Genomic DNA, 26,735 nt, shown 5'->3' with positions numbered 1-26,735 from the left:
CGGGGTAACGCTGACGACTCATGGCACCTCCTATTTGGGCCTCATTATGAGGCTTGGAGGTGTCTACGAAACCAGGGGCGATTCAATCACCGCGATGCGCTGAACGTCCTCTGCATCGATCCGAGCCTCGATTTCGGAGAGTTTCCCAAGGCATTGCTGGATCGGCAAAGCACCTTGCTGACGAACGCGGACATCAACGGTAGGGAAGTAACGAGACATCTGATCAACAGCTGCATTGCCCGGCAGGGTGACATCGACCAGCGCAACCAAATTCACCACATTTCCCAGCTCTGCCAGCAGCTGAAAAATCTCGAACAAGGGCAACTGATTGAGCTGATGTACGACGATTGCTTGCGAATGGATGCCATGGGCTATTTCATAGAACGGAATGTGGGCAACACCTAACTCGTTTTCATAGGCCGCGCACCTGGCCTTGGCGACCGTCACCCAGGTCGGAATGTTGTTCGTCAAGAGCTCCGACACCGCGCAGTACTGCTGGGTGAATTCGATGGCTGCTTTGATATCGTCATATCGAACGAGAAACACTCGTGAATTCAGTGCCAAGGTCACTTCGTCGAGCATGTCAAAAGCGAACATGTCTGGGGTGAACGCGCTCAAGCGGCTGAATGCATGTTCAATCTCACGCTCGCTGTAGAAGGGGTGAAAGGGCACGCAGATCCTGGTCAGATGATGGCGTACGGCGCTCTGCAGGCGATAGTTGGCGTCAAGCTGAACACGGCCCTCCGTCGCTGCAATCCAGCCACGGTGCTCACACTGTCGAATCGCCTCAATCACATCATCCGATCCCCCGCTGAAGCTCCCTTCGACAACGCTGCCCCCCTCGACAACACCTTGTCCATCAACAGCACTAGATCCTTCAGCAGAACACAACCGAACAATGAGGTCGCTTACTTCAACAGCGGTGTTGTCTACCAATGATTGCGCTTCCAGATACCGCAGCAGCCCCCAGGCATGCCTCAAGGCAGGACTCAACTCGAAGCCTGAATGCACAACCGAGGTGCTATCGGGTTCCATAAACGGCAGTGCCGTGGGCGGATAGGCCAGGAGGTGGCCAGGGCCCACCGACAGACACGTCACCATCCGCTCCGCGGTGGCTTGGTCGAATCCTTGACGCATAAAGCCCAGAACCGACATCTGGAAGGCCATGTAATCCTCCCATGCGAACTGTAACTGGGCGGTCTGGCCATCGCCCAGATACTTCCCGAGGATGAATTGACTCTCATGGTGAAGCAGCTGTCGCACGCTGCGTTTTTCCACCAGGCCAGCTTCAACTAATAGGTTGGCTAGCCCGGATGGCGGTGCGTACAGGGGGAGGGATTTTTGAGTACCAACGAAGCCCGCCAGCGCCTTGCATTCGTCGATGCCCACGCCAAAAGCGGAGTCAAATGAGGCAATGATCAATCCTCTCCCGCGCCTACCGATAGACGCGCGATAGGTCATCCCTGGGAATATTGGGTTCGACATCAGCTCCTGGTCGAGCCGCGCTTTGAAGGAGGTTCCGGTAGCCAGTGATAGGAGATGGATTTGCCGTTCGCCACTCAGCGTGAGAGTGACTTTCCGGACGAAGTAGTACTTTGCCATTGGCTGTACACCATTGGATGAAAGGGGCTGAAAAGAATTTGGTCGATAGTCGCGCAACGGTGCCCACGAGGGGCCCAGTTAAAACGTGAGTATCCTCCCTGCCCGAATGAGCTCTTCCCGGAAGGCCGCGCGCTGCAAGGCCCGCTCGGCCTCCCTCAGCTGAGTGCGGAGCAACAGAATCTCGGTTCGCAGACTGGCCAGCGACTTGTCGTACTGTCTATGGGCCTTCATTGAGGGCTGAGATCGCACATGCTCCAGCAGAAGATCAGCAATCTGGGACAGCTCCGGCCCGCCGCGCCCTGCGTAGAACACTTGCCTGGTAAGCCCGACCGTTCCTGCAAGCCATGCAAGGTTTATCTTGCCGGCACGCATGGGCACGTCTTGGCCTGATTCGATGACCTCCAAGGCCACCAGGCGCAGCTTCTTCGCTGATTCCAATGCTGGTGTCATGGCTCGTAGCTCCTCAAGCGGCGAGCCACCCTCAGTATCACCCCCGGATATTCCAACACTGGAACAACCAGCATCAGAGGAACCATTATTTGACTCACGCATGGGGATTCTTCCATTTGACGTATGGTGCAATGAGTTTTGAGTCGGCTATCGGTTTCGGGATCCCGCTAACATCCGAGAGGTCGGTCAGGGTGTCGTTGATGATCCGAATGGCCCGCTTGTGATCGAGGATCCTGTCCACCAACTGGCTCAGAACCAAAAGAGCGAAGTGCTGATCCACGGCAGGGATAACAAGATCAGGGAGCGGGATTCGTACGGCAACGATCCGTATCCGCCTAAGGGGTGAGTTGACCTTTTTAATTGGCAGCTCTGGGAGCGGGGCTCTCCGAGCCCTCTCTCGTCGTCCCTAAAGGGCCATCAGACCCGGCGTGGTCTTTTTAGGCATTCGTGGCTCGGTGCCTTTCCTGCAGCCATTGAACGATCTTCTGCCTGGCCTGTACGATCTCAGTGCCGGAGTGATCGCAGAAAGGTATCTACGGTGCGCTCCACGATATATTCGATCTCCTCGCGGGCAAGCGGCTCGCTGTTGGCTCTTACCTGTTTCCAGAGAACTCGACCATCGAGCGTCTCCATGAAGTCGCGGGCAGCGGTCGCTGGCTCTTGAACTACCAGAACACCTCTGCGTGCCAGTTCGGCCAGGTAGTCGCTGATGACGCTCATTGCCGGTGCCTGGATAACCTCATCAAAGCGATCGGCAAGCACTGGAAATCGACGGCCTTCCATGATCACCATGCGCAGGAAATCTGCAGCTGCCGGGCCAGACCAGAAGCATGCGAATTCGGTGCCTATCTGCATCAGGCCACTCCTAGGATCGACCAGCGCGCGCTCATCGGTTGCCACGTTCATTACGGGGAAGGCCTTCCACATCCTCTCTGCGACTGCCACGAAAAGCGACTCTTTGCCCTCGGGGAAGCGGTTGTACAGGGTCTGGCGGGTCACTGCCGCAGCTTTAGCGATCTCCTCCATGCTGGTTCCTTCGTAACCGTGCTCAATGAACATCCTGCCCGCAGCGGCCAAAATCCGAATTGGGCGTGAGGCGCTCTCGCCAGGGTTGAGCAAGTCGTCGACGGGGGAGGAAGTGGCCACGTTCATTTCGGTTACCTGTGCAGAATAGGTTAAGTGTTACTGAAAGAGATGCGATTCGCCACCCATGTTTGAATGATTGGCTTTACTGGGTTGTAAAGTAAAGCTGATTGGGCAGCAGGGTTTGGTGGATGAAGTGGTAGTTGTCTTGGGATAATCTGGACAGATGGATGGCTTTTTGATTTCCATCGCTTGGGTGTTGCTTGGTTTCTGCCTGGTGTGTGCTGTTGAAGTGGCGGACAGCGTTTGTCGCATTGGTGGGCTGAATGGTGCTCAGCGCTTTGCTTGTTGCATAGCGTTCAGGGCGTACCTGTAGCTTGGGGATTTTTTTTGAGATAGGTACCGACGCCTAGCGGTGGGCGCCTTATCATCTGCCCATTCCCTAACTGAGGCTGTGAAAATGGATGTCAGAGCGCGTGCCATTTCAATCGACGCTTGTGAAAACGTATTGCGTGAAGATTATCAATACAACGTGGAGCACGAAATCTGGCCCAGCATCAACCGGTGGATCGAGGGCATGCTGGGCCGCACCACAGAGCTCGCTGATACCTACGTTGAGCTGCATGGTGCGCTGGCTGAGGAGCCGAGAGCGTTGAAGTCTTTCTTCGATGTGCTCGCGTCGGCGGTTTACTCCTGGAGCCCTGAGAAGATCAAAGAGGCTCGTGAGGATCGGGAGGAACTCAACGAGTTAAATGTTCGGATTGCGAAAGCTTCAGAGTTACTCTCGGAGTTGCTCGCGCGTCGCACCGAAGTTAAAGAGATGTCCAGTTTTTCCTGTGATACCTGTTATCAAATTATGGACGTCGTTGAAGATGCTTCTGAAGGTAATGGGCTTTTCAGATCTCATGTGAAGAAGAAGTTGGCTAGCCTGACCTTTCAATATGACCTTAAGTATTGGCCTTCTATAACGAAGGTGGTTGCCCAGATTGGTGTTAATGCGGCTAATGCGGTAACTGTTGCTGATGATTCTCCTGCAAGTGCAGCAACTGAAGCTCGTCGTCCAGGATTGTCTGACTTTCTGAAAGCGTTCGAAGCAGAACTTGATATGAACAGAGTGACGAATATCGGGTTTATTCCTGATCACTTCTCACTGTCAGATAGTTCGATGGCTTCGCTGGTTAATTGTGGACTTGGGCTGGGGATCAATGACCTGATCGACGCCAGCTTCGTGAAGCGCTATCGGCAGCGGGAGCGTGATCGGTCGAGATCGTGATTCTGGTGGTAATTGAGGTTGCGATTGCAGTCGTGATCGCGATTGGCACCCGATCGATCTCAGGGTGATTTTTGAAGGGGGAAGGGTAGGCCGGCTGCTCACTACCATTCGAAAATTTAGATCGCCTTTCGATGGTTAGGATGACGAGCGTGGAGACGATTCGGAGTTAGGAGCGAAAAGCGCTTTTAGGGAAATATTGGGTGCCGTTGGGGGGCATCGGGCTTTTGGCGTCGCTCAGGAGGAAGCTGACGGTGCACCAAATCTGGTGACTCTTTGGAAGGCGTCTGGGAGAGCTTGATTCGAGAGGGGCGCTAGGAGGCCTTGAGTAGCCTCGGGGCGGGGATTCCCCTGGAAGGCCCAGAATTACTGGCCTGAAGGTGGAGCGGGTAGAGGGAATCGAACCCTCACCGATTGCTTGGGAAGCAATAGTTGTACCATTCAACTATACCCGCTTTTTTTGCCTACACGGTGCACTGAAGCGGCGTGTCCAATAAGAACCCTCGTTATCAGCTTGGGAAGCTGGAGTAATGCCATTATACGACACCCGCTTTCAGGCGCACTTTGTACCAGAACCGCGAGACGATTTGAAGCCCTTATTGCAATCGGCGGCTCGCGAGCCGTAGCGCCGGTCTGCTGCACACCGGCGCTACACTGGCCGCGACCACTCAGATGGCCTGCGCATGCTGGCCGTGCACGAAGTGATACGGGGAGCGCGTTTCACGCGGTTGCGGGCCTAGAAACTCCAGCAGCACCTCGCGGGTGTCGCGGCAGGCCGCCTTGTGTTCCATGTCCAGGAAATGGCCGGCGCTGCGAATCGGCCTGAAGTGGCTGTGGCGCACGTGCCGGGAAAATTGCCGGGCGTCGTGGGCAGTGGTGTATTCGTCCCATTCACCGTTCATGAACAGCACCGGAATGTCGATGGCCTGTGCGGCCCGCAGGGCCCGCCCAAGGTCGTGATCCAGCACCTGATGGATGTGGAAGTGCATCTGCGCATACTCATGCTCGGCCAGGCTGCTGACGTGGCGATGATTGAAACGCTTGAACAGCGAGGGCAGGTGCTTGCCGATGGTGTCGTTGACCAGTTTGCCCATCTGCTGGCGGTCGCAGGTGCGCAGGTAGTGCGAGCCGCGCTCCAGGTAGTCGCGCATCGGTTCGTTGATCACCGGCGAGAACGAGCTGACCACGGCCTTGCGAATGCGCCGCGGCTTGCTGGCCAGTGCCAGCAGGGTGCAGGCACCGCCCCATGAAAACGACATCAGGTGGTCGGCGGCGAAGTGGTCGATCAGCTCCAGCAGGATCCGGCCTTCGGTTTCCTTGGTCAGCAGGTGGTCGTTGCGGTTGTGTGCCCGGGACTTGCCCGAGTAGGGCTGGTCGTACAGCACGACGTTGAACTGCGGATGCAGGTTGCGCACCGTCTGGGCGAAAGACGCTGTGGTGGCGAGCGAGCCGTTGATCAGGATGATCGTCTTCTCTGCGGCGTCCGCGCGATAGAACTCCGTGTAAACCCGGTACTGACCCTGTATATCCAGCACAGCAATTTCTGGCCTCATGTCATCGACTCCTGGCGCAAAAAGGGTATCCGTGCAAGCAAGCTTGCCCGGTCTTCATGACAGGTAGGCATACGCCTTGAAATGAAACGAGGGGCCCTGTGTCGATCCGTTGCCGGCTGGTCGACGGGTATTGTTGTTAGGTGGGCAATCTGCCGGACGCCAGCGCTTCGGGGCGCCGGTCACCTGCAGAAAGGTGCCTTGGACTGCGTTCGTGACCGATTGGTCACATGCAGACTGACGGTTGGATTCAAGCAGGCGCCCGGCCAACCCGCAAGTGCCGTTGGCGCAATCGATGATTTTTTTGCCGAGCGGTCGTGGCGTCAGATGGCCAGGATTTCATCCTGGCTCAGCGCACGGTATTGCCCCGGGGCCAGCTGCGGGTCCAGGTGCAGCGGGCCCATGCGCTCGCGGTGCAGGCGCGTGACCTTGTTGTCGAAGAAGCCGAACATGCGTTTGACCTGGTGATAGCGCCCCTCGACGATGCTCAGGCGCGCGCTGTGGCTGCCCAGCAGGGTGAGCTCGGCGGGGAGGGTGGTGAGGTTTTCGAAGGCGAAGTAGATGCCCTGGCCAAAGGTTGGCGCATAGGCGTCGGTGATCGGCTGCTCGGTCTCGACGTAGTAGGTTTTCGCCAGCCCTGTCTTGGGCTGGGTCAGGCGACGTGACCACTGGCCATCGTTGGTCAGCAGCAGCAACCCGGTGGTGTTGAAGTCCAGGCGCCCGGCGATGTGCAGGTCGTTCCGGTCGGGTTCGTCGAGCAGGTCGAGCACGGTGCGGTGCTGCGGGTCGACGGTGGCGCTGACGCAACCCATCGGCTTGTGCAGCATCAGGTAGCGCGGTGCACGCCCGGCTTGCAGCACCTGCTGGTCGACCTCGACGCGGCTGAACTCGCGTACCTCATGGTGCGGGTCGGCGATGGCCACGCCATCCACCCGCACCCGTCGTTGCACCAGCAGCAGGCGCACCTGCTGGCGGTTGAAACATGGCAGGTTGCTGAGAAAACGGTCGAGGCGCATGGCGGTTGGGCGTACAGAGGTGGGCGCGCAGTCTAACGGTTCGGCGCAGGCTTGGCTGCCTGCAATCGGGCATCGACCTGGGCGCATCGCGGGCACAGGCAGGCACTGTTGCGCAAATGCGCCGGCAGCGCTTCGAGCACGCGGGGATCGATCTGCACGCTGTAGCACCAGCAGGCCTGGGTGGCGCTGCGCGGGTCGGCGAGGCTGCACTGGTTGCTGGCGCCGCAGGCGGGGCACAGGCGGGTATCGTTCATGGTGGTGGCTACCGGGGGCGACGTTTTACAGTTCCGAGCAGACGCGATTGCGTCCACCCTGTTTGGCGCGGTACAGCGCATCATCGGCGCGGGCGATCAGGGTGTGCAAGGTATCGTCGGACCGATGGGCGCTCAAGCCGATGCTCACGGTCAGGTCGAGCACCTTGTCGGCATAGCCGAAGGCCAGTTGCTCGGTGCGCAGGCGAATCTTTTCGGCAACCGCCCGTGCGGCGTCAGCGTCGGTGTTCTTGAGCAGCACGAGAAACTCCTCGCCGCCCCAACGACAGATGATATCGGTATGGCGCAGGCAGCTTTCCAGGATGCGCGCGAACTGGCGCAGCACTTCGTCGCCGGCCAGATGGCCGTGGGTATCGTTGAGGACCTTGAAGTGGTCCAGGTCGAGCAGCAGTGCCACCAGCGGCATGGGCTCGCGCTCGGTGTCGCGCAGGGCCTGTGCCGCCAGCAGGTCGAAGGCGCGTCGGTTGGGCAGGCCGGTCAGGCTGTCGAGGGTTGCCAGGGTCTGGATGTTGTCCTGATGGCGACGGATCATCGCATTGAGCAGCGCCAGCACCACCAGGGTGATCATCGCGCAGATCACCAGGTTCATGTACAGCGACTGGCGTGCACTGTCCAGGGCCGTGCCGTCGCGCTTGTCGACGAACAGGTACCAGTCGAGCTCGGGGATCAGGCGCACATTGAGAAAGTGGCTGTGCCCATCATGGTTGTATTCGCGGTTGCCCTCCACCGGCACGGGCATTTTCTGCTGCAGGTCGGCCAGCGCTGGCACCTCGCGCAGCGTGAGCCCGCTGTGTACGCCTTCGGGGCCGCCGGCAGACCCGGTGAGCACGATGCGACCGCTGGCATCGACGAAATACACCGTACGCTGATAGCGCAACTGGTAGTCGCTCAGGCGCCTGATCACCGCTTCGACCGTCAGGCCGACGCCAGCCGCGCCGATGAACCTGCCCTGGTAGTCGAACACCTTGTAGTTGATGAAGACGGTGGGCTTGTCCTGGTTGGCCATGTCCAGGTCGACGTTGATCTCGTAGGGCGTGTCCATCGCCTTGACGCGTGCGTACCAGCGGTCACGCTCGGTGCGCGGGTCGACATGCTTGAGTACGCCCTTGGCCTGGTAGTAGATGCCGCTGGCCTCGGAGACAAAAAACGCCGTGTAGGCATTCTGATGCGCCATCACTTCATTGAGGTAGCGGGTGATGGGCATCGGGTCCTGTTCGCCGGCCAGGGCCCAGTCACGCAGGAAGGTGTTCTGGGCCATCATCGAGGCGATCACCACCGGGCGCACCAGGTCCCGCTGGATTTCGGAGTAGACGGTATCGGAGGTCAGCGGCAGCTCGGTGTTGATGATGTTGTCGCGGATCTCGCTGCGCGAGGCAAAGTAGCTGAGCAGCGACGTGGCCAGAAAGCCGCAGCCAAGCAACAAAAGCAATGCCAGCATCAACGAGCGTTGCGAGAACAGGGCGTAACGAAGCGGCATGGCAGATCCGTGGCGGGTACCGATGCGTCTTATTCTAGAGGGGCGCGCAGAAAATAACTGGACGATTTTCAGGGGTATCGGCCTTGTCACAATTTATTTCGAAAAACGCACGGCACGTCGATTCGGTGGTCTTAGCCTATGTCGATGAACGCTTGCCGATCGACGCCGACCAGCGCCGCTGGGATGTGCAGTTCAGCGGTCCGGGAGGCCGCCATGTATCGCCGACTTTTGCTGATTGTTGTGCTGGGTGTGCTGACCACCGCCTGTGCTCCGTATTACGGTGGCCAGGGCTACTACCGCAGTGATGTGTACACCGTGGACCGCTATGAATACCGTGGTTACGACCGTGGTTATCCCTATAACAGGGGGTACTACGTGGTGCCGCAGCCTCGCTATTACGCCCCCGCGCCGCGTTACAACCGCCCGGCGCCCGTGCCTCAGTACCGCCCGGTACCGGGGCATGGCTACTACAATGTGCGCCCCGCCCCAGGGCGTTACTACCAGAACCCGCGCTATGGTCAGGGGCAGCAGTGGCATCAGGGGCGGGACAATGACCATGGGCGCGATCATGGGCGTGACCGGGGTCGCAGCGACAACGGCTGGGGCGATCGCAATTCGCACCGGTAAACATCGCATTCGCTGGCTTCACACAAGGTCAGCCAGCGGATGCCGCCCCTCCCATGCCTTGCTGAAGTGCGCCTGCACCACTGCCTGGGGGACCTGAGCAACTTCCTGCCAATGCCAATGCGGCGTCTGGTCCTTGTCCACCAGGCGCGCGCGTACCCCTTCGCTGAACTCCGGATGCCGGCAGCAGTTCAGGCTCATCGCATATTCCATCTGCAGCACCTGCCCCAGCGACAGGTAGCGCGCCCGCGCGATCTGCTGCCACACCAGGTGCGCGGTCAGCGGGCAGCCTTCGGTGAGGGTGCGTGCCGCCTTGGCCAGGACCTCGTCGTCGTGCATGCGCCACTGTGCGATCGCCCGCCAGGCACAGGCCGGGTCGCTGACATCGAGCAGCGCGTCGATCTGCGCCCGGCGTGGCAGCCATCGGGCCGGCGGCAACTCGGCCAGCGCCTGCTGCTGCAACGCCTTGAGCAGGCTGTTGAGCTGCATCGCGGTCTGCTCCTGCCAGTTCAGTTGCAACAGCCCTTCAATCAGCTCGTCCTGCTGGTTATCGCCCATGAAGCGGTCCGCCAGGCCCAGGTCCAGTGCATCGCGTGCATTGATCGGCGCGCCGGTCAGCCCAAGGAAAAGGCCAAGACGCCCTGGCAGCCGGTTCAGGAACCAGCTGGCGCCCACGTCCGGGTACAGGCCGATACTGATTTCCGGCATCGCCAGGCGGCTGCTCGGGGTCACGATGCGTACCGTGCTGGCCTGCAGCAGGCCCATGCCGCCGCCCAGCACATGCCCGTGCCCCCAGCACAGCAGAGGCTTGGGGTAATGGTGCAGGTCATAGTCGAGCCGGTACTCGGCGGCGAAGAAGCGCGCCGCCAGCGGCGGTACTTCACCAGGCTGTGCGCGGCACGCCTCCACAAGACTGCGCACATCGCCCCCCGCGCAGAACGCCCGGTCACCCAGCCCGCGCAGCAGCACGCAGACGATGCCGTCATCCTTGGCCCAGCTTTGCAGGTGGGTGCTCAACTGCTCGATCATCGGCAACGACAGGGCGTTGAGCGACTGGGGCGCATCCAGGCTGGCAACGCCGATGCGGGCGCCATCGACGCCGGTGAGTACTTCGAACGCTACGGCCATGGGCCACCTCACTGCGGTTATCCCGACAAGTATGGCTACTGTCAGCGATCATGCCGGTCGCCGGTCGGATCGATTGACAAGCGCTGGCAGCTTTCCTAGTGTCCGCCCCCATTGCCTACGGGAGTGCCCATGACCAACGATGACCGCATCAAACTCGAACCGAGCTGGAAAGACGCTCTGCGCGGCGAATTCGAACAGCCCTACATGCAGCAACTGCGTGAGTTCCTGCGTCAGGAATATGCGGCCGGCAAGGAGATCTATCCCCCGGGGCCGCTGATCTTCAATGCGCTCAACTCCACACCGCTGGACCAGGTCAAAGTGGTGATTCTGGGGCAGGACCCCTACCACGGCCCGGGCCAGGCACACGGCCTGTGCTTCTCGGTGCAGCCTGGGGTGCCCGCGCCGCCGTCGCTGGTGAACATCTACAAGGAGTTGCAGCGCGACCTGAACATCCCGATCCCGAACCACGGCTACCTGCAGAGCTGGGCCGAACAGGGCGTGCTGCTGCTCAATACCACCATGACCGTGGAGCGCTCGATTGCCGCGTCGCATGCCAAAAAAGGCTGGGAGTCGTTCACCGACCGCATCATCCAGCTGGTCAGTGAGCGCCAGCCCGCCACCGTGTTCCTGTTGTGGGGCAAGCATGCCCAGAGCAAGTCTGTGCTGATCGACGGTACCAAGCATCTGGTGCTCAAGTCGGTGCATCCTTCACCGTTGTCGGCCTACCGTGGCTTCATCGGCTGCGGGCATTTCAGCCGGGCCAACAAGTTTCTGGAACAGCACGGGCTGGCGCCGGTGCAGTGGGCGCTACCGGCGTTGTAAGCGCACCTACCTGGTATTTCTGTCAGTTTCGCGAAGCGTATTCCGCCATTACATTTGCGCCATGGCTGTGAGAGGTGAGAGTCGAGCAGCGCCCTGAAATGGTTTTGACCACCAGGCCCGAGGAATACGCAGATGACCAAACTGAGCATGATGGGGTCAGGCCGCAGCGGCCAATCGATCGGTATTTTGATTCTGCCTACATTGCGGGTTCCTGCTGCACTGCCTCTGCTGGCCGACGAGGCAGGGGTGTATACAATTCCACTGGCCAATCAGACCCGGCCGCTGGCAGTTCTCATCGAGAGTGCCTGGCCAGGTTACGAACAAGACTATTTTGATGGCGCAATACTGCATTTTGATCTGATATGGGGCAGCGCCGTATCGAGTGGGGCTGAAAACGGTGTAGTGGTTGGAAGCTGGGAAGTGCCAATGACGGCCGATCCCGCAGACCTTTTTCCGCTGGATGCGGCTATACCTGAGCCCTACCTGCGCACTCAAGGAATCTTCTACGTTTCCTACCGGGTATGGATCACAGAGGTACTCAACCCGGAGACCTCCCAGCCCGCCGCAGTGTTTCTTGACAAGACCGCCCCCAACAACGGCCAAGCCGGTAATCCCCCCGCATTGAATGAAAACACGCGCACCATCGATCAAGCTTACCTGGTACGCAACAACGACAGGGTTATCGTCAGGGTCGAGCTGTGGCCGGACGTGCGGTTGGAGGATGTGATCGAAGTCTTCCTTGAACCGTCGAAAGGCCCCCTGTTCGACCCCCTGGCGAGGCTGCAGATCCAGCAGTCGCACAAGGATCAGGGCTTTGTCGAGTTGACGATCAGGGGCGACGATGTTCGCAGGAAAGCCAACGGTTCGCGAGTGCTCTACTACTGGCTGATGGATCGCGCTAGCAATCGGGGAGCCATCTCCTTGTCCTTGCCCCTGACCGTGAATGTGGCGCAGCCAATTGTGCTGCCTGCGCCTCAGGTGCCGCTGGCTGAAGATGGTTTGGTCGACCTTGAGGACGCCCGTCGCGGTGTGCAGGTGCATATTCCACGTATCGTAGACGCGCGTACTGGGGACACCCTGCAAGCCTATTGGAATGGACGCACATTGGCACCTTACACCGTACCGTCCACCGCCACCTGGCCCGTTAGGTTGCCTGTGGCGTGGGAAATCCTGGCCGCCGATGGCTTTTCGGGGCGCACTGCTTGCAAGGTGTACTACACGCTGACTCGGGAAATCACCTCAACCTCCTCAACAGTTGCATTCGAGATAGACCTGAGTGTCGCAGGCCCCGACCCTGAAGGCCCCGATCCTATTCACCGATTGCTAAAGCCGGTAGTGGTGAAAGGCAGAACAGGTGACAACATCCTGACCCGCCAGGACATGAACCTGCCAGTCACTGTCGAGGTGACGCTGTATGCAGTGCCTGAGCCAGGCGAAATACTTGAATTGTATTGGGGTAATAACGCCGACGTGGTCGCTACCTACACCGTGAAGGCAGGCGATACCGCAGGCAGCGTCGTCAGGTTTTCCCCCGTGCCCTATGCCGCAGTGCTGGCTGCGGGAGATGGGCCCGCGATTGCGGTGTTCTACTGGACGTTCAATGGCGTCAACCGCCATCGTGCCCGTGATACGCATGTGCGGGTTGCTGTCCAGCCAATCGTTGGCTTCAAACCGGTAAAATTTCCTGATGTCACGCTCTGGGGGTGGATCAACTGCCAGAAAAAACCCTGGAACGGTATACGTATCAGCGTGCCAGGCAACCCTGGATTGTGGGGCGTAGGGGACAACGTCGAAGTGTCCTGGCAACTGTTTCGCACTCTTGAGGGGGCTTCATCAACGCCCCCCACGGGATCACTGACTGATGTTGTTTATTTCGATCCCATCAAGCTGTCTACCCCGGCGCAGGTTAATAACGGCTTTATGTTTACGATGACACGCTTTGCCGATTTGGTCCTACAACCCCTTAAGCGTGCCAATGAGGCAGATGGCAAGGATGTCGAGGGGGTTGCAGTAGTGAATTACAGAGTGGCCAGAGCGGATGGACAGGGTGGTGAATCCGATCGGGAGATGACTTTCATATCGCTACAACTTCCGAATGGCTCGGTATGTGATGGTAGCAACGTTTAGCCGCGGTTAAATCGGCCAGGTACTTCGCACCTGACGTAGGAACGTGGTAGCGGCATTAGCAAGTATCGAACGTATGAAGCAATCAGCGACGCACAGGCTGATTGAGGAAACGTCACGTGCCTGTTGTGTGTTTAGCAAATCTACCTGAAATGGAGAGTCAAGATGACTATTTTAGAAAAGGCAAATACCGGTGAAGCCGCCAAGGCAAAAAATCCCGCGATTGCAGAGTACCGGGCCAAGCGTGATCAGGATAATAAAACTGCATTGGAAGAGGGTCTTCAAGCAGTTGTTACGCACAGTAATGAACTTAAAGCCGCCAAGGCGCCCACGGGGTTCGGGGTGATGAGCGTCGGCGGGGTGAATGCAGTTGAAGATTTTGTGATGGATAATGTATTGCCTGCTGCAGACGATGGTAAGGTCAATCTTTTTCACCGAGACCAGTTCAAGTCGGGGCTAATGTTGGAGATTCCATTGTGGGTGCCTTCGGGGGGGGATGATGGCAGTTTCGATTATGTAACTCTGCATGTAAATGGTGTTCCGGTTGTCAACGGCGTAGAAGACGGTGTGCAGTATACCTACAAGTTTGAAGTGCCTGTTGCTGCCACCGATCTTCCTGGTCGTTTCGTCATCCCTTTCAACAGTTTGAAAGTGGGCGGGGATGGTATCAAATTGATTGGGTACTCGGTATATAGTAATGAGACGGGCAACAAAGAAGAATCTGAAATTCAACTGCTGACACTGGATTTGCTGGACCCCGCGTTGAACGATAACCCCGCGCCAATCGAGTACCCTGCCGACGTGACTGATGGCGTCGTTACCCTGAAATACCTTGCTGAGCACAGCGGTACATTGACGCTTCATGTTCCTCCTTATTTTGATTATTACCCGGGCGACAAATATCAGTTGTACATCGCTGGTAACCCGGTACCTGTTCGCAGTGGCGACGTTCCCCCAGAGGCAGAGGACGATGGCTTCGACATCGAACTCGATGAGGACACTATCAAAGCGATTGGCGAAGGTGTTTCGGTGCTCCAGTACAAGCTTGAGGACCGGGCTGGGAATCGCTCGGACTTTTCCATCCCGGTTCACCTGACGGTGCGTCTGACCCCCGAACCCGAGGACCTGCTGAAGCCGCTGGTACCCGCTGCACCGATTAGTCGGGAGGACGCCCGCACTGGCGTGGAAGCTATCGTGCCGGCTTTTAAAAACGCTCAGGCAGGCGATGAAATTCGGGTGTATTACCGTGATGAGGACACTGTAAAAGTCATTATCTGGCCGAATGATCGGGTCACCTTTAACTGGGATGAGATTGCTTTGCCCAATGACCAGGTGAAAGACCCAGCGGTACGGGTATGGTATGACGTCATTCGTGGCAAGAACACCTGGACATCGCCCGACACCGAAGTGGCGGTTGACTTGACCACCATAGGCCCCGACCCTGTCGGGCCTGGACCGATCAACGCCACGCTGGTACCGGTTCGCGCTCAAGGCAACAGTTCGAAACAACCTGGTTTTATTCGCCCAGCGGATGTCGGCTCAGGTGCGGTTCTGCTCTTTACCGTGTACGAGAATGCGAAAGTGGGTGAGTTCGTCCGGTTGTTCTATGGTCGAAAAGACAATGCAGTTACACACACCATCGCCGCAGGCGAAACACCGGGGACTGTCATCTCTATCCCGATTCCCTGGAATTTCGTCGAGAGCCTGGGCAATGGCACCATCGCGATCGGTTACGAAATCCAGGAAACCGAAACCACCGGCAACCCGCAACAGGCGGTCGATGGCAGCGTAGAGGTCAGTATTGCCACCGTGACGGTAACTGCAAAAGTGACATTCCCGGATCGCATTGGCGGTAGCAGCGATGTACCGGGTACAACGCCAGTGACCGCTTTGGGTATATTGAATTGTGAACGTCCTCGTCCTTTGCCAGACGGTATCAGGTTGGCGATCGCAGAGCGTGCGGGAGTGTTATCCAAAGATGATCTTGTATTTATTACACTCAGCGTGTGCAGCGATAAGGCCGGTTCAATAGTTGTCACTGACAGGACGCGGGAAATACCGGTGGTTGTCAGTGATCAAGAGGCTACTTCAAATCGAATCGAGCGTGTGTTGCCACTGCTCAAGTCTTACTTCGAAATCGCTGACCAGCCTGGCAAGTACTATGAATTGGGGTCGTTCCGCGCCAGTTGGCGGATCGTAAAGGCCGGTAATATTCCGGGTAGCTCTCAGGCATCGGCCGTGCGTTATGCCCTGCGTAAGCCAGGTGGCGGTTTGTGTCTGCCTCAGAGCTGACAGTCGCGTGCTGGGGGAAACCCCAGCACGCTGCGTTGGTGAGGAATTAAATGCAAGCTACCTAGGAAATTTCCTACATATCTCACTATTCAATACCCCTAGGCTATGTACCTTTGAAGTTACGAGTCGAGGCAGTCGCCTCAATTCAACTGATTATTTTTCAAGGGGTCCATGCATGCGAACTACAATCGATAAAACAAGCGCAAAAAAGCCGCTATTTGTATTTATGAATATGTTGATGCTATTGCCATGGGCGCTTGCAAGTGAGCAGGCATTGGCCATTCTAGTTGATAACCAGACGCTGACACTTACCGCTGCAGATGCACCGGATACTTATGATCTCGTCAATGGTGCAGTGCTGACTACCCAGGATGCTTCCACGTTGGCCATTCGTGTTACCGCGTCGACCGTGCAGCTCAATGGCGGCACTATCTCGGGCGGCAGTTCCAACGGCTTGCACCTGTTTGGCAGCAACGCGACCGTGAATGGGGCAGTTGTTTCCTCAACGGGCGCTGTCGGGATGGCCATAGCACGGGTAGGGGCCGCACCGTCCACCGCCACTGTCAGCAACAGCACTATTACCGGCGCTAGGCTGGGGGCCCAGGTGTCCGCCAGGAGCACATTGAACATCAGCGGGACCACGGTCACTGGCAGCAATGCCGACGGCATCGGCCTAGCGATCCTTGGCGGCACTGTCACCGCTACTTCCGGTACGCAATTCAACGGTACAGCGGCCGGAGTTCGCATCGGGCGCGAGTCAGCCATCAATTCGCAAGCGCCGACACTCACCTTGGATAACTCCAGTGCCACTGGCGGTACGGGCCCTGCAGTTCTGGTGCGCACTGATACAGTCGCTGAAATCAATGTTAGAAATGGTTCGACCTTGAACGGTGGTAACGGCGTCATTCTTGAGGTCCAGGGCCCTGCCACGGCCAACCTGAACGTGGCAGCTTCTTCGTTGCGCGGCAATGTGCAAATTGCTGATACCGCCACCGCTAACCTGAAACTTGATCAGGCGTCTCTGGTGGGGGATGTAGTTGTTACACCTGGTGCCAACGCGTCGTTGGCGCTTGACAACCGCTCGCAACTCACCGGCAACTTGAACGGTGTGCAGCAGGTAAACATCAACAGCAACTCCAACTGGACCCTGAACGCCAACAACACCATCGGCGACCTGGCCATGACCGGGGGCCGCATCACCTTCGGCGACGAAAACTCGTTCTATGAACTGGATGTGCAGAGCCTGTCGGGCAATGGCGAGTTCTACATGGCGTCAAACTTCGCCAGCGGCGCCACCGATTTCCTGAACGTCACCGGCAACGCCAGCGGCACCCATGGGCTGATGGTCGGCACCAGCGGTACCGACCCCGCCAGCGTGGAACGCCTGCAGCTGGTTCATACGGGCTCGGGTGATGCGCAGTTCAGCCTGCTCAACGATCGCCAGGAAGTAGACTTGGGTGCCTACTCCTACAAGCTGGTGAAGGACGGCCAGGATTGGTACCTGGACAGGGAAACCCGCACCATCAGCCCGATGACCCGCACGGTCATGGCCCTGTTCAACACCCCGGTCACCATCGCCTACGGCGAAATGACCTCGCTGCGCAGCCGCATGGGGGAACTGCGTTACAACCAGGGCAAGAACGCCGGGGTGTGGATGCGTGCCTACGGCAACCAGCACAACATTGCCGACGCCTCGTCGGGCGTAGGGTACCAGCAGAACCAGCGCGGGCTGACCTTCGGGGCCGATGCGCAACTGGGCGAAAGCAACTGGACCCTGGGCCTGCTGGCCGGCCACAGCCGCTCGGACCTGAACCTGAGCTACGGCAGTTCGGGCAGCATCGACAGCTACTATGTGGGCGGCTACGCCACCTGGATGGACCCTGAGAGCGGCTATTACGTCGACAGCGTGCTCAAGTACAACCGCTACCAGAATGACGCCAAGGTCGGCCTGAGCGATGGCACCCGCACCAAGGGCGACTACGACACCCACGGCATGAGCGCCTCGGTCGAAGTCGGCAAGCACATCAAGCTCGACGATGGCTACTTCATCGAACCCTTCGCCCAGGTGGCCGCTGCGGCGGTGGCCGGCAAGGACTTCACCCTGGACAACGGCTTTGACGCCAATGGCGATGTCAGCCGCTCGCTGCTGGGCAAGGTCGGTACCACGCTCGGCAAGACCATCTCGCTGGGCGGCGACAGCATGATCCAGCCCTATGTGAAGGCCGCGTTTGCCCATGAGTTCGCACAGCGCAACCAGGTGCAGGTGAACAACAACGTGTTCAACAACGACCTGTCCGGTTCGCGCGCCGAGCTGGGCGCAGGGGTTGCCTGGACCGTCGCCAAGGACTTCCAGGTGTACGGCGAGGCTGGCTACATGAACGGCAAGAACATCGAGATGCCGTACAGCTTCAGCCTCGGCGCAAGCTATCGCTTCTGATCAGGCGAGCAGTAGAAAAGAAAAGGAAGCCTCGGCTTCCTTTTCTCGTTTCAGGGGTTGGCGGATGTTCGTTCGCCAGCCCAGTGCCGGAACAACGGCTCGGCCAGAAACAGCACGAACAGCAGGCGCATCACCTGCAGCGCGGTCACCAGCGGTACCGACAGTTGCAGGGTTTCGGCGGTCAGGCTCATTTCGGCGATACCGCCGGGCATCATGCCCAGGGTCAGCGAGCGCAGGTCCAGCGCCGTCAACGCGCTCAAGGCCCAGGCCGCGAGGCCCGCCAGCAGCATGGTCAGTGCCGTGGCGACCAGGGTACGGCCCAGAAATGACGGCGCGCGACGAAAGAACGCGCGGTTGAAGTGACAGCCCAGGCCGCTGCCGATCAGCCACTGGCCGAGCTGGCTGGCGCCGTCGGGCAGGCCGGTGTGCAGGTTGGCGCCGATGCTGATGCTCGAGGCCACCAGCAGCGGGCCGAACAGCCACGGGTTGGGCTGGCGCAGGCGCTGCCAGAGCAGTGCGGCCAGCACCCCGAGCGGCGCGATCAACGCCAGCCAGTAACCATCCACCGTACCGGCATGGCTCAACGGTACGCCGTCGCCGAGCAGGAACTTGAACGCTGCGGGCACGCACAGCACGACCGCCAGTACCCGCAGGCTCTGCCCGGCGGCGACGCGGCTGAGCACTGCGCCGTTGCGTGCACCCAGGTTGACCATCTCGCCCGAGCCGCCCGGCATGCTGGAAAAGAACGCCGTGGCCCGGTCTTCACCGGTGCGCAGCAACAGCCATACGCCGATCAGACTGGATACGCTGGTGATCAGCGCGCCGAAGAAGATCAAGCCGAAATGGCTGGCCACCTGTTCGACCACCTGGGGGGTGAAGTGCAGGCCGATGCCGACGCCGATGATCCACTGGCCGCACTTGCGCCCGTTGGGTATTTCACCGATCTGCCAGGGCGTCAGGCAGCGCACCAGAATCACCGCCAGCAGCGAGCCGACCATCCATGGCAGCGGCCAGCCGACCAGGCTGGCGAGATATCCGCCGGCCAGGCCGACCAGTGGAGTGGCCCACCAGGTGCGCAAGGTGGATTCAGACATCGGCCAGGGCACGACGCTGGGCGCTGCGGCGGCGCCATATACGCAGCAGCGGCAGGGTCAGCATCAACGCGACCATCGCCCACACCCCCAGGCTGATCGGGCTGGCCCACAGAATCTCCAGTTCACCGTTGGAGATCGACAGCGCCCGGCGCAGGTTCTGCTCCATCAGCCCGCCGAGAATGAAGCCCAGCAGCAGCGGCGACAGCGGGAAGTCCAGCTTGCGCAGGATGTAGCCGAAGATGCCGATGCCGATCATCAGGAACAGGTCGAAGGTGGTGGCATGCACCGCATACACGCCGATCGCGGTGATGATCGCGATCACCGGCACCAGCGCCCAGTTGGGCACCGACAGGATGCGGGTGAACAGGCGCACCATGGGGATATTGAGGATCACCAGCATGATGTTGGCGATGAACAGCGAGGCGATCAGGCCCCAGACGATATCCGGTTGCTGTTCGAACAGCAGCGGGCCGGGGGTGATGTTGTACAGGCTCAAGGCACCGATCATCACCGCCGTGGTACCCGAGCCCGGTACGCCCAGGGTCAGCATCGGCACCAGGGCGCCGCAGCAGGAGGCGCCGATGGCGGTTTCCGGAGCGGCCAGGCCGCGCTTGTCACCCTTGCCGAAGGTGCCGCTGGCACCGGCCAGGCGTTTTTCGGTCATGTACGCCACGGCACTGGCCAGGGTCGCACCGGCCCCGGGCAGCACGCCCATGAAGAAGCCGAGCAGGCCGCAGCGGATGTTCACCACGAACACCGAAGCGGCTTCCTTGAGGTTGAACAGCATGCGTCCGGTGGCTTCCACGGCCTTGTGCCCGTGGTGGGTCTTTTCCAGCAGCAACAGGATCTCGCTGATGGAGAACAGGCCCAGCACCAGCACCACGAACTGGATGCCGTCGGTGAGGTGGATGCTGTCGCCGGTGAAGCGGTACACACCGCTGTTGGCGTCGATGCCCACGGCCGAAAGGAACAGCCCGATCAGGGCGGCGATGAAGGTCTTGAGCGGCTTGTCGCCGGCCATGCCGCCCAGTGCCACGATGGCGAACACCATCAGCACGAAGTACTCCGCCGGGCCGAAGGCGATCGCCCACTTGGCCAGCAGCGGGGCGAACAGCACCATGCCGCAGGTGGCGATGAACGCACCGATGAACGAGCTCCAGGCCGACAGCGACAGCGCCACCCCGGCCAGGCCCTGGCGAGCCATGGGGTAGCCGTCCAGGGTGGTCATCACGGTGGAGGCTTCACCGGGGATGTTGAGCAGGATCGAGCTGATGCGCCCGCCGTATTCGCAGCCCAGGTACACCGCGGCCAGCAGGATCAGCGCCGATTCCGGCGGCAGGCCCAGGGCGAACGCGATGGGGATCAGCAGCGCCACGCCGTTGATCGGGCCCAGGCCCGGCAGCAGGCCGACCACCGTACCGATCAGGGTGCCGCACAGTGCAGTCACCAGGTTGTAGGGGCTCAGGGCGACGCCGAAGCCCTGGCCGAGGTAGCTGAAAGTATCCATGTCAATTCTCCAGAACGTCGAGCAGGCCCAGGGGCAGGGGCACATCCATGGCGCGGTCGAACAGCAGGTACAGGGCGATGCTCATCAATCCGACGATGACCGCACTGGGCAGCCAGCGTCCGCCGTACAGGCGCGCCATGGGGATGCCGATCAGCGCGCTGCTGAGGATGAAGCCCAGGGATTCGAAGGTGGCGGCGAACACCAGCAGCAGGCCGGTGCACAGGCCGATCTTGATCAGGCTGGCGCGGTCCAGCTCTGGTTCGTCGTCCTTGCGCACGATGGGCGTGGGACGGATCGCCAGGTAGAGCAGGGCGATGGCCATCAGGCCGAGCATCAGCAACGGATAGGCGCGCGGGCCGACCGGTTCGTAGGAGAAGGCGGCCTGGTAGGGCCAGGCCATGACGGCCAGTGCGGCGCAGGCGGCCAGCAGGGTCAGGGCGAAAAGGCGTTGCAGGATCATGGGGGAATCCTCGAAGGGCAAACCTGCACCCGTAGGAGCCGGCCTTGCCGGCGAATGACGCGCCACCGACCTGGCGGGACCGCGGTGATCCGCCGGCAAGGCAGGCTCCTACAGGTGAAGCGATGGGTTACTGGATCAGTCCGAATTCCTGGGCCAGTGCCTTGTAGTCCGCTACCTGCTGCTTCACATACACGTCCAGCGCTTCACCGGTCATGGCGAACGGGAACAGCTCGCGCTGGTCACGCAGCTTGTCGAATTCATCCGAGGCCAGCAGCGTGTCGAACGATGCCTTCCACCAGGCGTAGTCCTCGTCGCTCACCTTCGGCCCCAGGTAGAACCCGCGTACTACTGGCCAGACGATGTCGTAGCCCTGTTCCTTGGCGGTAGGGATGTCCTTCATCTCGGGCTCGTCCAGGCGTTCGGGGGAGAACACCGCCAGCAGGCGCATGTCGCCGCTCTGGATGTGCGGCATCGAGTCGGAGATGTCCGTGCTGCCCACCTGGATGTGCCCGCCCAGCAATGCGGTGGCAATCTCGCCACCGCCTTCCAGTGCCACATAGCGCAGGTCGCGCGGGTTGATGCCGGCGGCCTTGGCAATCAGTGCGGTCTGCATCCAGTCCTGGCTGCCAACGGTGCCGCCCGAGCCGATCACCACCTTGCCAGGGTCTTTTTTCAGTGCCGCTACCAGGTCATCGAGGGTCTTGTAGGGCGAGTCCTTTTTCACCGCGATGGCGCCGTAGCTGGTGCCTACCGCTGCCAGCCAGCGCACTGCGTTCTCGTCGAAGCGGCCGAACTTGCCCTGGGCCAGGTTCAGCAGCGAACCGCTGGACCACGCCACCAGCGTGCCGGCGTCGGCCGGGCGCTGGGCCACCACCGCGTTGTAGGCCACCGCGCCGACTCCGCCGGGCATGTAGGTGACGCGCATCGGCTTGCTCAGGATCTTCTCGTTGAGTAGCGCGCTCTGCACCAGCTTGCAGGTCAGGTCAAAGCCGCCGCCGGGCGAGGCCGGGGCAATGCACTCGGGGCGTTTGGGTTCGGCGGCCAGCACGTTGCCGGCCAGCAGCAGGCAGCCGGTGGCCAGGGCGATCTTGCGCAGTGAAAAAGTCATCGTCAGTCTCCGTGAACATTGTTGTTATGGGCGGATTACCAAAGCGCCACGCTGTAGCTCACCAGCAGCCGCACTTCGTCGGCGTCGCGGGAAAAGTTGGAACGGAAGGTGGCGTTACGCAGGCGCACGGCGACGTTCTTCAGGGCGCCGCTCTGTACCACGTACTTGAATTCGGTATTGCGCTCCCACTCCTTGCCTTCGCCACCGCCGGTGCGGCTGACGTTGTCGCCACTGAGGTAGCGGCTCATGAAGCTCAGGCCGGGTACGCCGAGCTTGGCGAAGTCGTAGTCGTAGCGCACTTGCCAGGAGCGCTCGTCGGCCTGGGCGAAGTCGTTGATCTGCACGAAGTTGACCAGGTAGGGGTCGGCGCCATCGACGTAGGGGAAGGCGCTGTCGCCCGACAGGCGCTGGTAGCCGGTGCTCAGCTTGTGGCCGCCGAGGGCATAGCTGAACAGGCTGCCGAAGGCGGTGTTGTCGATCCTGCCGCCGCGGGCCTGGCCCTGGTCGCCGCTGAACGCCATACGCACATCGGCGCCGAAGGTGCCCGGGCCGAACGGCTGGGTCGCGAGCAGGCCGACGAAGTGCTGGCGGTACACGTCGTCGAGCTGGGCGAAGTGATAGCTGCCGGTGATGCGGTCGGTGAGCTTGTAGTCCACTCCGGCCATGTCGAAATGGTTGCCTTCGGCCGTGCCCAGGAAGCGACCGTTCTTGTTGTTGAGGGCGATGTCTTCCTTGTTGGTGTCGTTGCGGTCCTTGACCTTTTCAAGGCGGCCACCGGTGAAGGTCAGGTGCCTGATTTCCTGGGAGGTCAGCAGCCCGCCCTCGAACGTCTGCGGCAGGATACGCCCGTCGTTGGGGCGCAGGGTGGGCGTTTGCGGGATCAGCGTACCGACCTTCAGCTCCGTGGCCGACACCTTGACCTTGCCGGTCAGGCCGAGCTTGGAGTACTCGTCGGCGGCGCGCCCGTCGTCATGGGTCGGCAGCAGGCCGGTGCCGGTGCGGCCCTTGCCGGAGTCGAGCTTGACCCCGAGCATGCCCAGGGCGTCGACGCCGAAGCCGACGGTGCCTTCGGTGTAGCCCGATTCCAGGTTGAGCATGAAGCCCTGGGCCCATTCCTCGCGCTTGGATTGCGTGGTGCTGGGCTCGTTGTGGAAATCGCGGTTGAAGTACATGGTGCGTGTTTCGAAGGTGGCGGTGCTGTCTTCGATGAACGCGGCCTGGCTCAGCGGGGCGACGCCGACAAAGGCGAGGGCACTGGCGATGGCAGAGGGACGAGGGTGCAGGCGACGGGCAGGCGCAGGTGCCTGAGGCTGGGTGGACAGCATCGTGGGGTGACTCCGTTATTGTTCTTATTCGGGTCGAACGCTTCGGTTCGATCTACGGCCTGTACAACGGGCCGTCAGGCGATGCTAGGGGCTCAACCTTTCGCTAACCTTTCAGTGGCCTTTCAATGTTTCGATGGCTTCACAGGCGCCCGCCGCGCTGTAAACTCCGCGCCATTGAACGCGACACGACCAGGAGAAATCGATGCGTGTACTGCTCGTCGAAGACCATCTGCAACTGGCTGAGAGCGTGGCCCAGGCCCTCAAGAGCACCGGCCTGACGGTGGATGTGCTGCACGATGGGGTTGCTGCCGACCTGGCCCTGGCCAGCGAGGAATATGCCGTGGCGGTGCTCGATGTGGGCCTGCCGCGCATGGACGGCTTCGAGGTGCTGGCGCGCCTGCGGGCCCGCGGCAAGACCGTGCCGGTGCTGATGCTGACCGCCCGCAGCGACGTCAAGGACCGGGTGCACGGCCTGAACCTGGGGGCTGATGACTACCTGGCCAAGCCGTTCGAACTGACCGAGCTGGAGGCGCGGGTCAAGGCCCTGCTGCGCCGCAGCGTGCTCGGTGGCGAGCGCCAGCAGACCTGCGGCCCGCTGGTGTACGACCTGGATACCCGGCGCTTCACCCTGGGGGGCGAGCTGTTGGCCCTGACCTCCCGCGAACAGGCCGTGCTCGAGGCGCTGATCGCCCGCCCTGGCAGGGTGATGAGCAAGGAGCAACTGGCGGCGCAGGTGTTCGGCCTGGACGAGGAGGCCAGCCCCGACGCCATCGAGATCTACGTGCACCGCCTGCGCAAGAAGCTCGACGGGCATGCCGTGGCGATCGTCACCTTCCGTGGGCTGGGCTATCTGCTCGAGCACCGTGATGCGTGACGCCGGCAGCCTGCGCGGGCGCCTGCTGTGGAACCTCGCCCTGCTGCTGGTGGTGCTGATGGTGGCCAGCGGGCTGAGTGCCTACTGGAACGGTCGCGAGGCCGCCGACACTGCCTATGACCGTACCCTGCTGGCCTCGGCGCGCACCATCGCCGCAGGGCTCTCGCAACGCGACGGCACCCTCAGCGCCGATGTGCCCTACGTGGCATTGGACACCTTTGCCTACGACAGCGCGGGGCGGATCTACTACCAGGTCAACGACATCCATCAACGCCTGATTTCCGGCTACGAAAACCTGCCCGCACCGCCGCCCGATACCCCGCGTACCGATGACTATCCGGCCCTGGCGCGCTTCTACGATGCGCGCTACCTGGGCCAGGACGTGCGGGTGGTCAGCCTGCTCAAGGCGGTGAGCGAGCCGAACATGAACGGCATGGCGGAGATCCGCGTGGCCGAAACCGAAGAGGCGCGCGTGAGCATGGCCCGCAGCCTGATGGCCGATACCCTGCTGCGCCTGGGCATGCTGGCGATGGGGGCGTTGCTGCTGGTGTGGTTTGCGGTCAGCGCCGCATTGCGCCCGCTGGAGCGCCTGCGCAGCGCCGTGGAAGAACGCCAGCCCGACGACCTGCGCGCCCTGCCGGTGGTTCAGGTTCAGCGCGAACTGGGGCCGCTGGTGCGTGCACTGAATCACTTCACCGAGCGCCTGCGGGGCCAGTTCGAGCGCCAGGCGCAGTTCATCGCCGACGCCGCGCACGAGTTGCGCACCCCCCTGGCGGCGCTCAAGGCGCGGGTGGAACTGGGCCTGCGCGCCAAGGACCCGCAGGAGTGGCGCACCACGCTCGAACTGGCGGCCCAGGGCACCGACAAGCTGACCCACCTGGCCAACCAGCTGCTGTCGCTGGCACGGGTGGAGAACGGTGCGCGCGCCATTGCCGAGGGCGGTGCACAGTTGCTCGACCTCAGCCAGCTGGCCCGCGAGCTGGGCATGGCCATGGCGCCGCTGGCGCATGCACGGGGTGTGGCATTGGCACTGGAAGCACAGGCGCCGGTGTGGATACGCGGCGAGCCGACGCTGCTCAACGAATTGCTGAGCAACCTGGTGGACAACGCCCTGGCGCACACCCCGGCCAATGGCAACGTGATTCTGCGGGTGACGGCCCCGGCGGTGCTGGAGGTGGAGGACGACGGGCCGGGGATTCCCCCGCAGGAGCGCGAGCGGGTGTTCGAACGCTTCTATCGGCGTAGTGCGCAGGGCACCGGCCTGGGGCTGGCCATCGTCGGTGAGATCTGCCGCGCACACCTGGCGCAGATCAGCCTGCACGATGGCGAGCGCGGCGGGCTCAAGGTTCGGGTCAGCTTCAACCCGGGCGACTGATCAGGCGCGAAACATGTGCTTGGCGCCGATCAGCTCGCTGACCTGCAGGTGGCTGTTGGGTGGCAGCTTCAGGTGACGCATCGCCGGCAGGCGCGCCAGGGCATGTTCGTTGCCATCGCTGAGGGTGCGCGCGATCTGCACGATGTCGACATAGTCGAGCTTGTCGGTGCTGCGCTCCAGGTTCTGCGACAGGCTCGGCAGCCCGGCCAGTTGCTCGGGAAATTCCCACACGCTGAGGATCTTGTCGCCCAGTACCGGGTGGATCAGGTCGATCACATGGTTCAGGCAGACCGGGTCGGAGAGCAGTTCGTTGTGTTCTTCGGCATAGGTCAGGATCGGCAATGCGCCGATCTGGTGGACCAGCCCGGCGAGGGCGCCCTGGTCGGGCTTGAGCTGGGTGAAGCGCAGGCACAGCTCATAGCTGATGCCGGCCACTTCCAGGCTCTTGGCCCATATTTCACGCATTTTCTGTTCGACCACTGGTGAGCGCGCATGGAAGATCTGCTCGATCACCAGGCCGATGGCCAGGTTGCAGCTGTAGTTGATACCCATGCGGGTGATGGCGGTCTGCAGGTCGGTGACTTCGGTGGCCGCACGCAACAGGGGGCTGTTGACCACCTTGATCAGGCGTGCCGACAACGCGGCGTCGCGGCCGATCACCTTGCTCAGGGTGCTGACGCTGATCTCGCTGTCTTCAGCCGCTTCGCGGATGCTCAGGGCCACTTCCGGCAAGGTCGGCAGCACCAGGTCATCGTTGTCGATGGCGCTGAGCAATTGTGCTTCAACGATCTGGGCCAGCGTGTTCATCGTGGATTCTCTAGCGCATTCAGGGGCCCCACCGCCAC

General features: G+C 61.0%; 22 protein-coding genes, 1 tRNA gene and 1 pseudogene. 9 read left to right on the top strand and 15 right to left on the bottom strand.

Annotation, left to right across the window (positions count from 1 at the left end; translation table 11 throughout):
* Positions 1 to 63: 63 nt before the first annotated feature.
* Positions 64 to 1,602, bottom strand: coding sequence for a hypothetical protein (locus NJH59_RS10755; protein ID WP_253086767.1), 1,539 nt, complete (start codon positions 1,600 to 1,602; stop codon positions 64 to 66).
* Positions 1,603 to 1,680: 78 nt separating this feature from the next.
* Complete coding sequence (locus NJH59_RS10750) at positions 1,681 to 2,052, bottom strand: hypothetical protein (RefSeq protein WP_253086766.1); 372 nt, start codon at positions 2,050 to 2,052, stop codon at positions 1,681 to 1,683.
* Positions 2,053 to 2,293: 241 nt separating this feature from the next.
* Between NJH59_RS10750 and NJH59_RS10745 the strand changes: the two are divergent.
* A pseudogene (locus NJH59_RS10745) lies at positions 2,294 to 2,398 on the top strand (DUF2188 domain-containing protein); the annotation flags it as partial.
* A 158-nt stretch (positions 2,399 to 2,556) separates the two neighbouring features.
* Here NJH59_RS10745 and NJH59_RS10740 read toward each other — a convergent pair.
* Positions 2,557 to 3,204 (bottom strand): TetR/AcrR family transcriptional regulator, encoded by a 648-nt coding sequence (locus tag NJH59_RS10740; protein WP_253086765.1) that lies wholly within the window; start codon positions 3,202 to 3,204, stop codon positions 2,557 to 2,559.
* A 391-nt stretch (positions 3,205 to 3,595) separates the two neighbouring features.
* On the opposite strand from NJH59_RS10740, the gene NJH59_RS10735 reads away from it, so the two are divergent.
* The gene (locus NJH59_RS10735; RefSeq protein ID WP_253086764.1) at positions 3,596 to 4,408 is read left to right on the top strand and encodes a hypothetical protein; all 813 of its coding nucleotides are present in this window, start codon (positions 3,596 to 3,598) and stop codon (positions 4,406 to 4,408) included.
* A gap of 378 nt (positions 4,409 to 4,786) precedes the next feature.
* Here the strand turns inward: NJH59_RS10735 and NJH59_RS10730 are convergent.
* The 5 genes from NJH59_RS10730 to NJH59_RS10710 all read right to left on the bottom strand — a co-directional run bounded on the left by NJH59_RS10730 (position 4,787) and on the right by NJH59_RS10710 (position 8,720).
* Positions 4,787 to 4,860 (bottom strand) — tRNA-Gly (locus NJH59_RS10730).
* A 213-nt stretch (positions 4,861 to 5,073) separates the two neighbouring features.
* Positions 5,074 to 5,958, bottom strand: a complete 885-nt coding sequence (locus tag NJH59_RS10725; protein ID WP_043860083.1) for an alpha/beta hydrolase — start codon at positions 5,956 to 5,958, stop codon at positions 5,074 to 5,076.
* A 320-nt stretch (positions 5,959 to 6,278) separates the two neighbouring features.
* Complete coding sequence (locus NJH59_RS10720) at positions 6,279 to 6,971, bottom strand: 16S rRNA pseudouridine(516) synthase (RefSeq protein ID WP_043860084.1); 693 nt, start codon at positions 6,969 to 6,971, stop codon at positions 6,279 to 6,281.
* A gap of 32 nt (positions 6,972 to 7,003) precedes the next feature.
* The gene (locus NJH59_RS10715; RefSeq protein WP_078480620.1) at positions 7,004 to 7,225 is read right to left on the bottom strand and encodes a cysteine-rich CWC family protein; all 222 of its coding nucleotides are present in this window, start codon (positions 7,223 to 7,225) and stop codon (positions 7,004 to 7,006) included.
* 25 nt (positions 7,226 to 7,250) lie between these two features.
* Positions 7,251 to 8,720, bottom strand: a complete 1,470-nt coding sequence (locus tag NJH59_RS10710; RefSeq protein WP_123752822.1) for a sensor domain-containing diguanylate cyclase — start codon at positions 8,718 to 8,720, stop codon at positions 7,251 to 7,253.
* A 213-nt stretch (positions 8,721 to 8,933) separates the two neighbouring features.
* On the opposite strand from NJH59_RS10710, the gene NJH59_RS10705 reads away from it, so the two are divergent.
* The gene (locus NJH59_RS10705; protein ID WP_253086763.1) at positions 8,934 to 9,347 is read left to right on the top strand and encodes a hypothetical protein; all 414 of its coding nucleotides are present in this window, start codon (positions 8,934 to 8,936) and stop codon (positions 9,345 to 9,347) included.
* A gap of 18 nt (positions 9,348 to 9,365) precedes the next feature.
* On the opposite strand, the gene NJH59_RS10700 is transcribed toward NJH59_RS10705, so the two are convergent.
* Positions 9,366 to 10,472, bottom strand: a complete 1,107-nt coding sequence (locus NJH59_RS10700; RefSeq protein ID WP_210014220.1) for an enoyl-CoA hydratase/isomerase family protein — start codon at positions 10,470 to 10,472, stop codon at positions 9,366 to 9,368.
* A 129-nt stretch (positions 10,473 to 10,601) separates the two neighbouring features.
* On the opposite strand from NJH59_RS10700, the gene ung reads away from it, so the two are divergent.
* The 4 genes from ung (at position 10,602) to NJH59_RS10680 (ending at position 18,147) form a co-directional block, all read left to right on the top strand.
* Entirely contained in the window at positions 10,602 to 11,294 is a 693-nt protein-coding gene (ung, locus tag NJH59_RS10695) for a uracil-DNA glycosylase (protein WP_078480616.1), read from the top strand.
* A gap of 132 nt (positions 11,295 to 11,426) precedes the next feature.
* Complete coding sequence (locus tag NJH59_RS10690; RefSeq protein WP_100633574.1) at positions 11,427 to 13,421, top strand: hypothetical protein; 1,995 nt, start codon at positions 11,427 to 11,429, stop codon at positions 13,419 to 13,421.
* A gap of 162 nt (positions 13,422 to 13,583) precedes the next feature.
* Entirely contained in the window at positions 13,584 to 15,710 is a 2,127-nt protein-coding gene (locus NJH59_RS10685; protein ID WP_058540935.1) for a hypothetical protein, read from the top strand.
* A gap of 1,063 nt (positions 15,711 to 16,773) precedes the next feature.
* Positions 16,774 to 18,147: an autotransporter outer membrane beta-barrel domain-containing protein gene (locus NJH59_RS10680; RefSeq protein ID WP_253086762.1), complete on the top strand. Its 1,374-nt coding sequence runs from the start codon at positions 16,774 to 16,776 to the stop codon at positions 18,145 to 18,147.
* Positions 18,148 to 18,197: 50 nt separating this feature from the next.
* On the opposite strand, the gene NJH59_RS10675 is transcribed toward NJH59_RS10680, so the two are convergent.
* The 5 genes from NJH59_RS10675 to NJH59_RS10655 all read right to left on the bottom strand — a co-directional run bounded on the left by NJH59_RS10675 (position 18,198) and on the right by NJH59_RS10655 (position 23,641).
* Positions 18,198 to 19,241, bottom strand: a complete 1,044-nt coding sequence (locus NJH59_RS10675; protein WP_043860091.1) for an AbrB family transcriptional regulator — start codon at positions 19,239 to 19,241, stop codon at positions 18,198 to 18,200.
* Entirely contained in the window at positions 19,234 to 20,748 is a 1,515-nt protein-coding gene (locus tag NJH59_RS10670; protein ID WP_043860092.1) for a tripartite tricarboxylate transporter permease, read from the bottom strand. Before NJH59_RS10670 ends, NJH59_RS10675 begins: the two co-directional genes overlap by 8 nt.
* A 1-nt stretch (position 20,749) precedes the next feature.
* Positions 20,750 to 21,208 (bottom strand): tripartite tricarboxylate transporter TctB family protein, encoded by a 459-nt coding sequence (locus NJH59_RS10665; protein ID WP_253086761.1) that lies wholly within the window; start codon positions 21,206 to 21,208, stop codon positions 20,750 to 20,752.
* Positions 21,209 to 21,335: 127 nt separating this feature from the next.
* A complete protein-coding gene (locus NJH59_RS10660; protein WP_043860094.1) occupies positions 21,336 to 22,316 on the bottom strand; it encodes a tripartite tricarboxylate transporter substrate binding protein in 981 nt (326 codons plus the stop codon).
* Positions 22,317 to 22,351: 35 nt separating this feature from the next.
* Positions 22,352 to 23,641 (bottom strand): OprD family porin, encoded by a 1,290-nt coding sequence (locus NJH59_RS10655; RefSeq protein ID WP_253086760.1) that lies wholly within the window; start codon positions 23,639 to 23,641, stop codon positions 22,352 to 22,354.
* 202 nt (positions 23,642 to 23,843) lie between these two features.
* Here NJH59_RS10655 and NJH59_RS10650 point away from each other — a divergent pair, with 202 nt between their 5' ends.
* Positions 23,844 to 24,515 (top strand): response regulator, encoded by a 672-nt coding sequence (locus tag NJH59_RS10650; RefSeq protein WP_043860096.1) that lies wholly within the window; start codon positions 23,844 to 23,846, stop codon positions 24,513 to 24,515.
* Positions 24,508 to 25,890 (top strand): sensor histidine kinase, encoded by a 1,383-nt coding sequence (locus tag NJH59_RS10645; protein ID WP_043860097.1) that lies wholly within the window; start codon positions 24,508 to 24,510, stop codon positions 25,888 to 25,890. Before NJH59_RS10650 ends, NJH59_RS10645 begins: the two co-directional genes overlap by 8 nt.
* Here the strand turns inward: NJH59_RS10645 and NJH59_RS10640 are convergent, their stop codons facing one another.
* Positions 25,891 to 26,697: an HDOD domain-containing protein gene (locus tag NJH59_RS10640; protein WP_054914777.1), complete on the bottom strand. Its 807-nt coding sequence runs from the start codon at positions 26,695 to 26,697 to the stop codon at positions 25,891 to 25,893.
* Positions 26,698 to 26,735 lie beyond the last annotated feature (38 nt).

It is taken from the genome of Pseudomonas sp. VE 267-6A, assembly GCF_024126555.1.
GTDB classification, from domain to species: Bacteria; Pseudomonadota; Gammaproteobacteria; order Pseudomonadales; family Pseudomonadaceae; genus Aquipseudomonas; species Aquipseudomonas palmensis.
This window is presented reverse-complemented; position numbering and strand designations above follow the sequence as displayed.

Excerpts from the sequence above, each read along its gene's own strand:
- NJH59_RS10755 (WP_253086767.1), bottom strand. The coding sequence starts at position 1,602 with ATGGCAAAGTACTACTTCGTCCGGAAAGTCACTCTCACGCTGAGTGGC.
- NJH59_RS10750 (WP_253086766.1), bottom strand. The coding sequence starts at position 2,052 with ATGACACCAGCATTGGAATCAGCGAAGAAGCTGCGCCTGGTGGCCTTG.
- NJH59_RS10740 (WP_253086765.1), bottom strand. The coding sequence starts at position 3,204 with ATGAACGTGGCCACTTCCTCCCCCGTCGACGACTTGCTCAACCCTGGC.
- NJH59_RS10735 (WP_253086764.1), top strand. The coding sequence starts at position 3,596 with ATGGATGTCAGAGCGCGTGCCATTTCAATCGACGCTTGTGAAAACGTA.
- NJH59_RS10725 (WP_043860083.1), bottom strand. The coding sequence starts at position 5,958 with ATGAGGCCAGAAATTGCTGTGCTGGATATACAGGGTCAGTACCGGGTT.
- NJH59_RS10720 (WP_043860084.1), bottom strand. The coding sequence starts at position 6,971 with ATGCGCCTCGACCGTTTTCTCAGCAACCTGCCATGTTTCAACCGCCAG.
- NJH59_RS10715 (WP_078480620.1), bottom strand. The coding sequence starts at position 7,225 with ATGAACGATACCCGCCTGTGCCCCGCCTGCGGCGCCAGCAACCAGTGC.
- NJH59_RS10710 (WP_123752822.1), bottom strand. The coding sequence starts at position 8,720 with ATGCCGCTTCGTTACGCCCTGTTCTCGCAACGCTCGTTGATGCTGGCA.
- NJH59_RS10705 (WP_253086763.1), top strand. The coding sequence starts at position 8,934 with ATGTATCGCCGACTTTTGCTGATTGTTGTGCTGGGTGTGCTGACCACC.
- NJH59_RS10700 (WP_210014220.1), bottom strand. The coding sequence starts at position 10,472 with ATGGCCGTAGCGTTCGAAGTACTCACCGGCGTCGATGGCGCCCGCATC.
- ung (WP_078480616.1), top strand. The coding sequence starts at position 10,602 with ATGACCAACGATGACCGCATCAAACTCGAACCGAGCTGGAAAGACGCT.
- NJH59_RS10690 (WP_100633574.1), top strand. The coding sequence starts at position 11,427 with ATGACCAAACTGAGCATGATGGGGTCAGGCCGCAGCGGCCAATCGATC.
- NJH59_RS10685 (WP_058540935.1), top strand. The coding sequence starts at position 13,584 with ATGACTATTTTAGAAAAGGCAAATACCGGTGAAGCCGCCAAGGCAAAA.
- NJH59_RS10675 (WP_043860091.1), bottom strand. The coding sequence starts at position 19,241 with ATGTCTGAATCCACCTTGCGCACCTGGTGGGCCACTCCACTGGTCGGC.
- NJH59_RS10670 (WP_043860092.1), bottom strand. The coding sequence starts at position 20,748 with ATGGATACTTTCAGCTACCTCGGCCAGGGCTTCGGCGTCGCCCTGAGC.
- NJH59_RS10665 (WP_253086761.1), bottom strand. The coding sequence starts at position 21,208 with ATGATCCTGCAACGCCTTTTCGCCCTGACCCTGCTGGCCGCCTGCGCC.
- NJH59_RS10660 (WP_043860094.1), bottom strand. The coding sequence starts at position 22,316 with ATGACTTTTTCACTGCGCAAGATCGCCCTGGCCACCGGCTGCCTGCTG.
- NJH59_RS10655 (WP_253086760.1), bottom strand. The coding sequence starts at position 23,641 with ATGCTGTCCACCCAGCCTCAGGCACCTGCGCCTGCCCGTCGCCTGCAC.
- NJH59_RS10650 (WP_043860096.1), top strand. The coding sequence starts at position 23,844 with ATGCGTGTACTGCTCGTCGAAGACCATCTGCAACTGGCTGAGAGCGTG.
- NJH59_RS10645 (WP_043860097.1), top strand. The coding sequence starts at position 24,508 with ATGCGTGACGCCGGCAGCCTGCGCGGGCGCCTGCTGTGGAACCTCGCC.
- NJH59_RS10640 (WP_054914777.1), bottom strand. The coding sequence starts at position 26,697 with ATGAACACGCTGGCCCAGATCGTTGAAGCACAATTGCTCAGCGCCATC.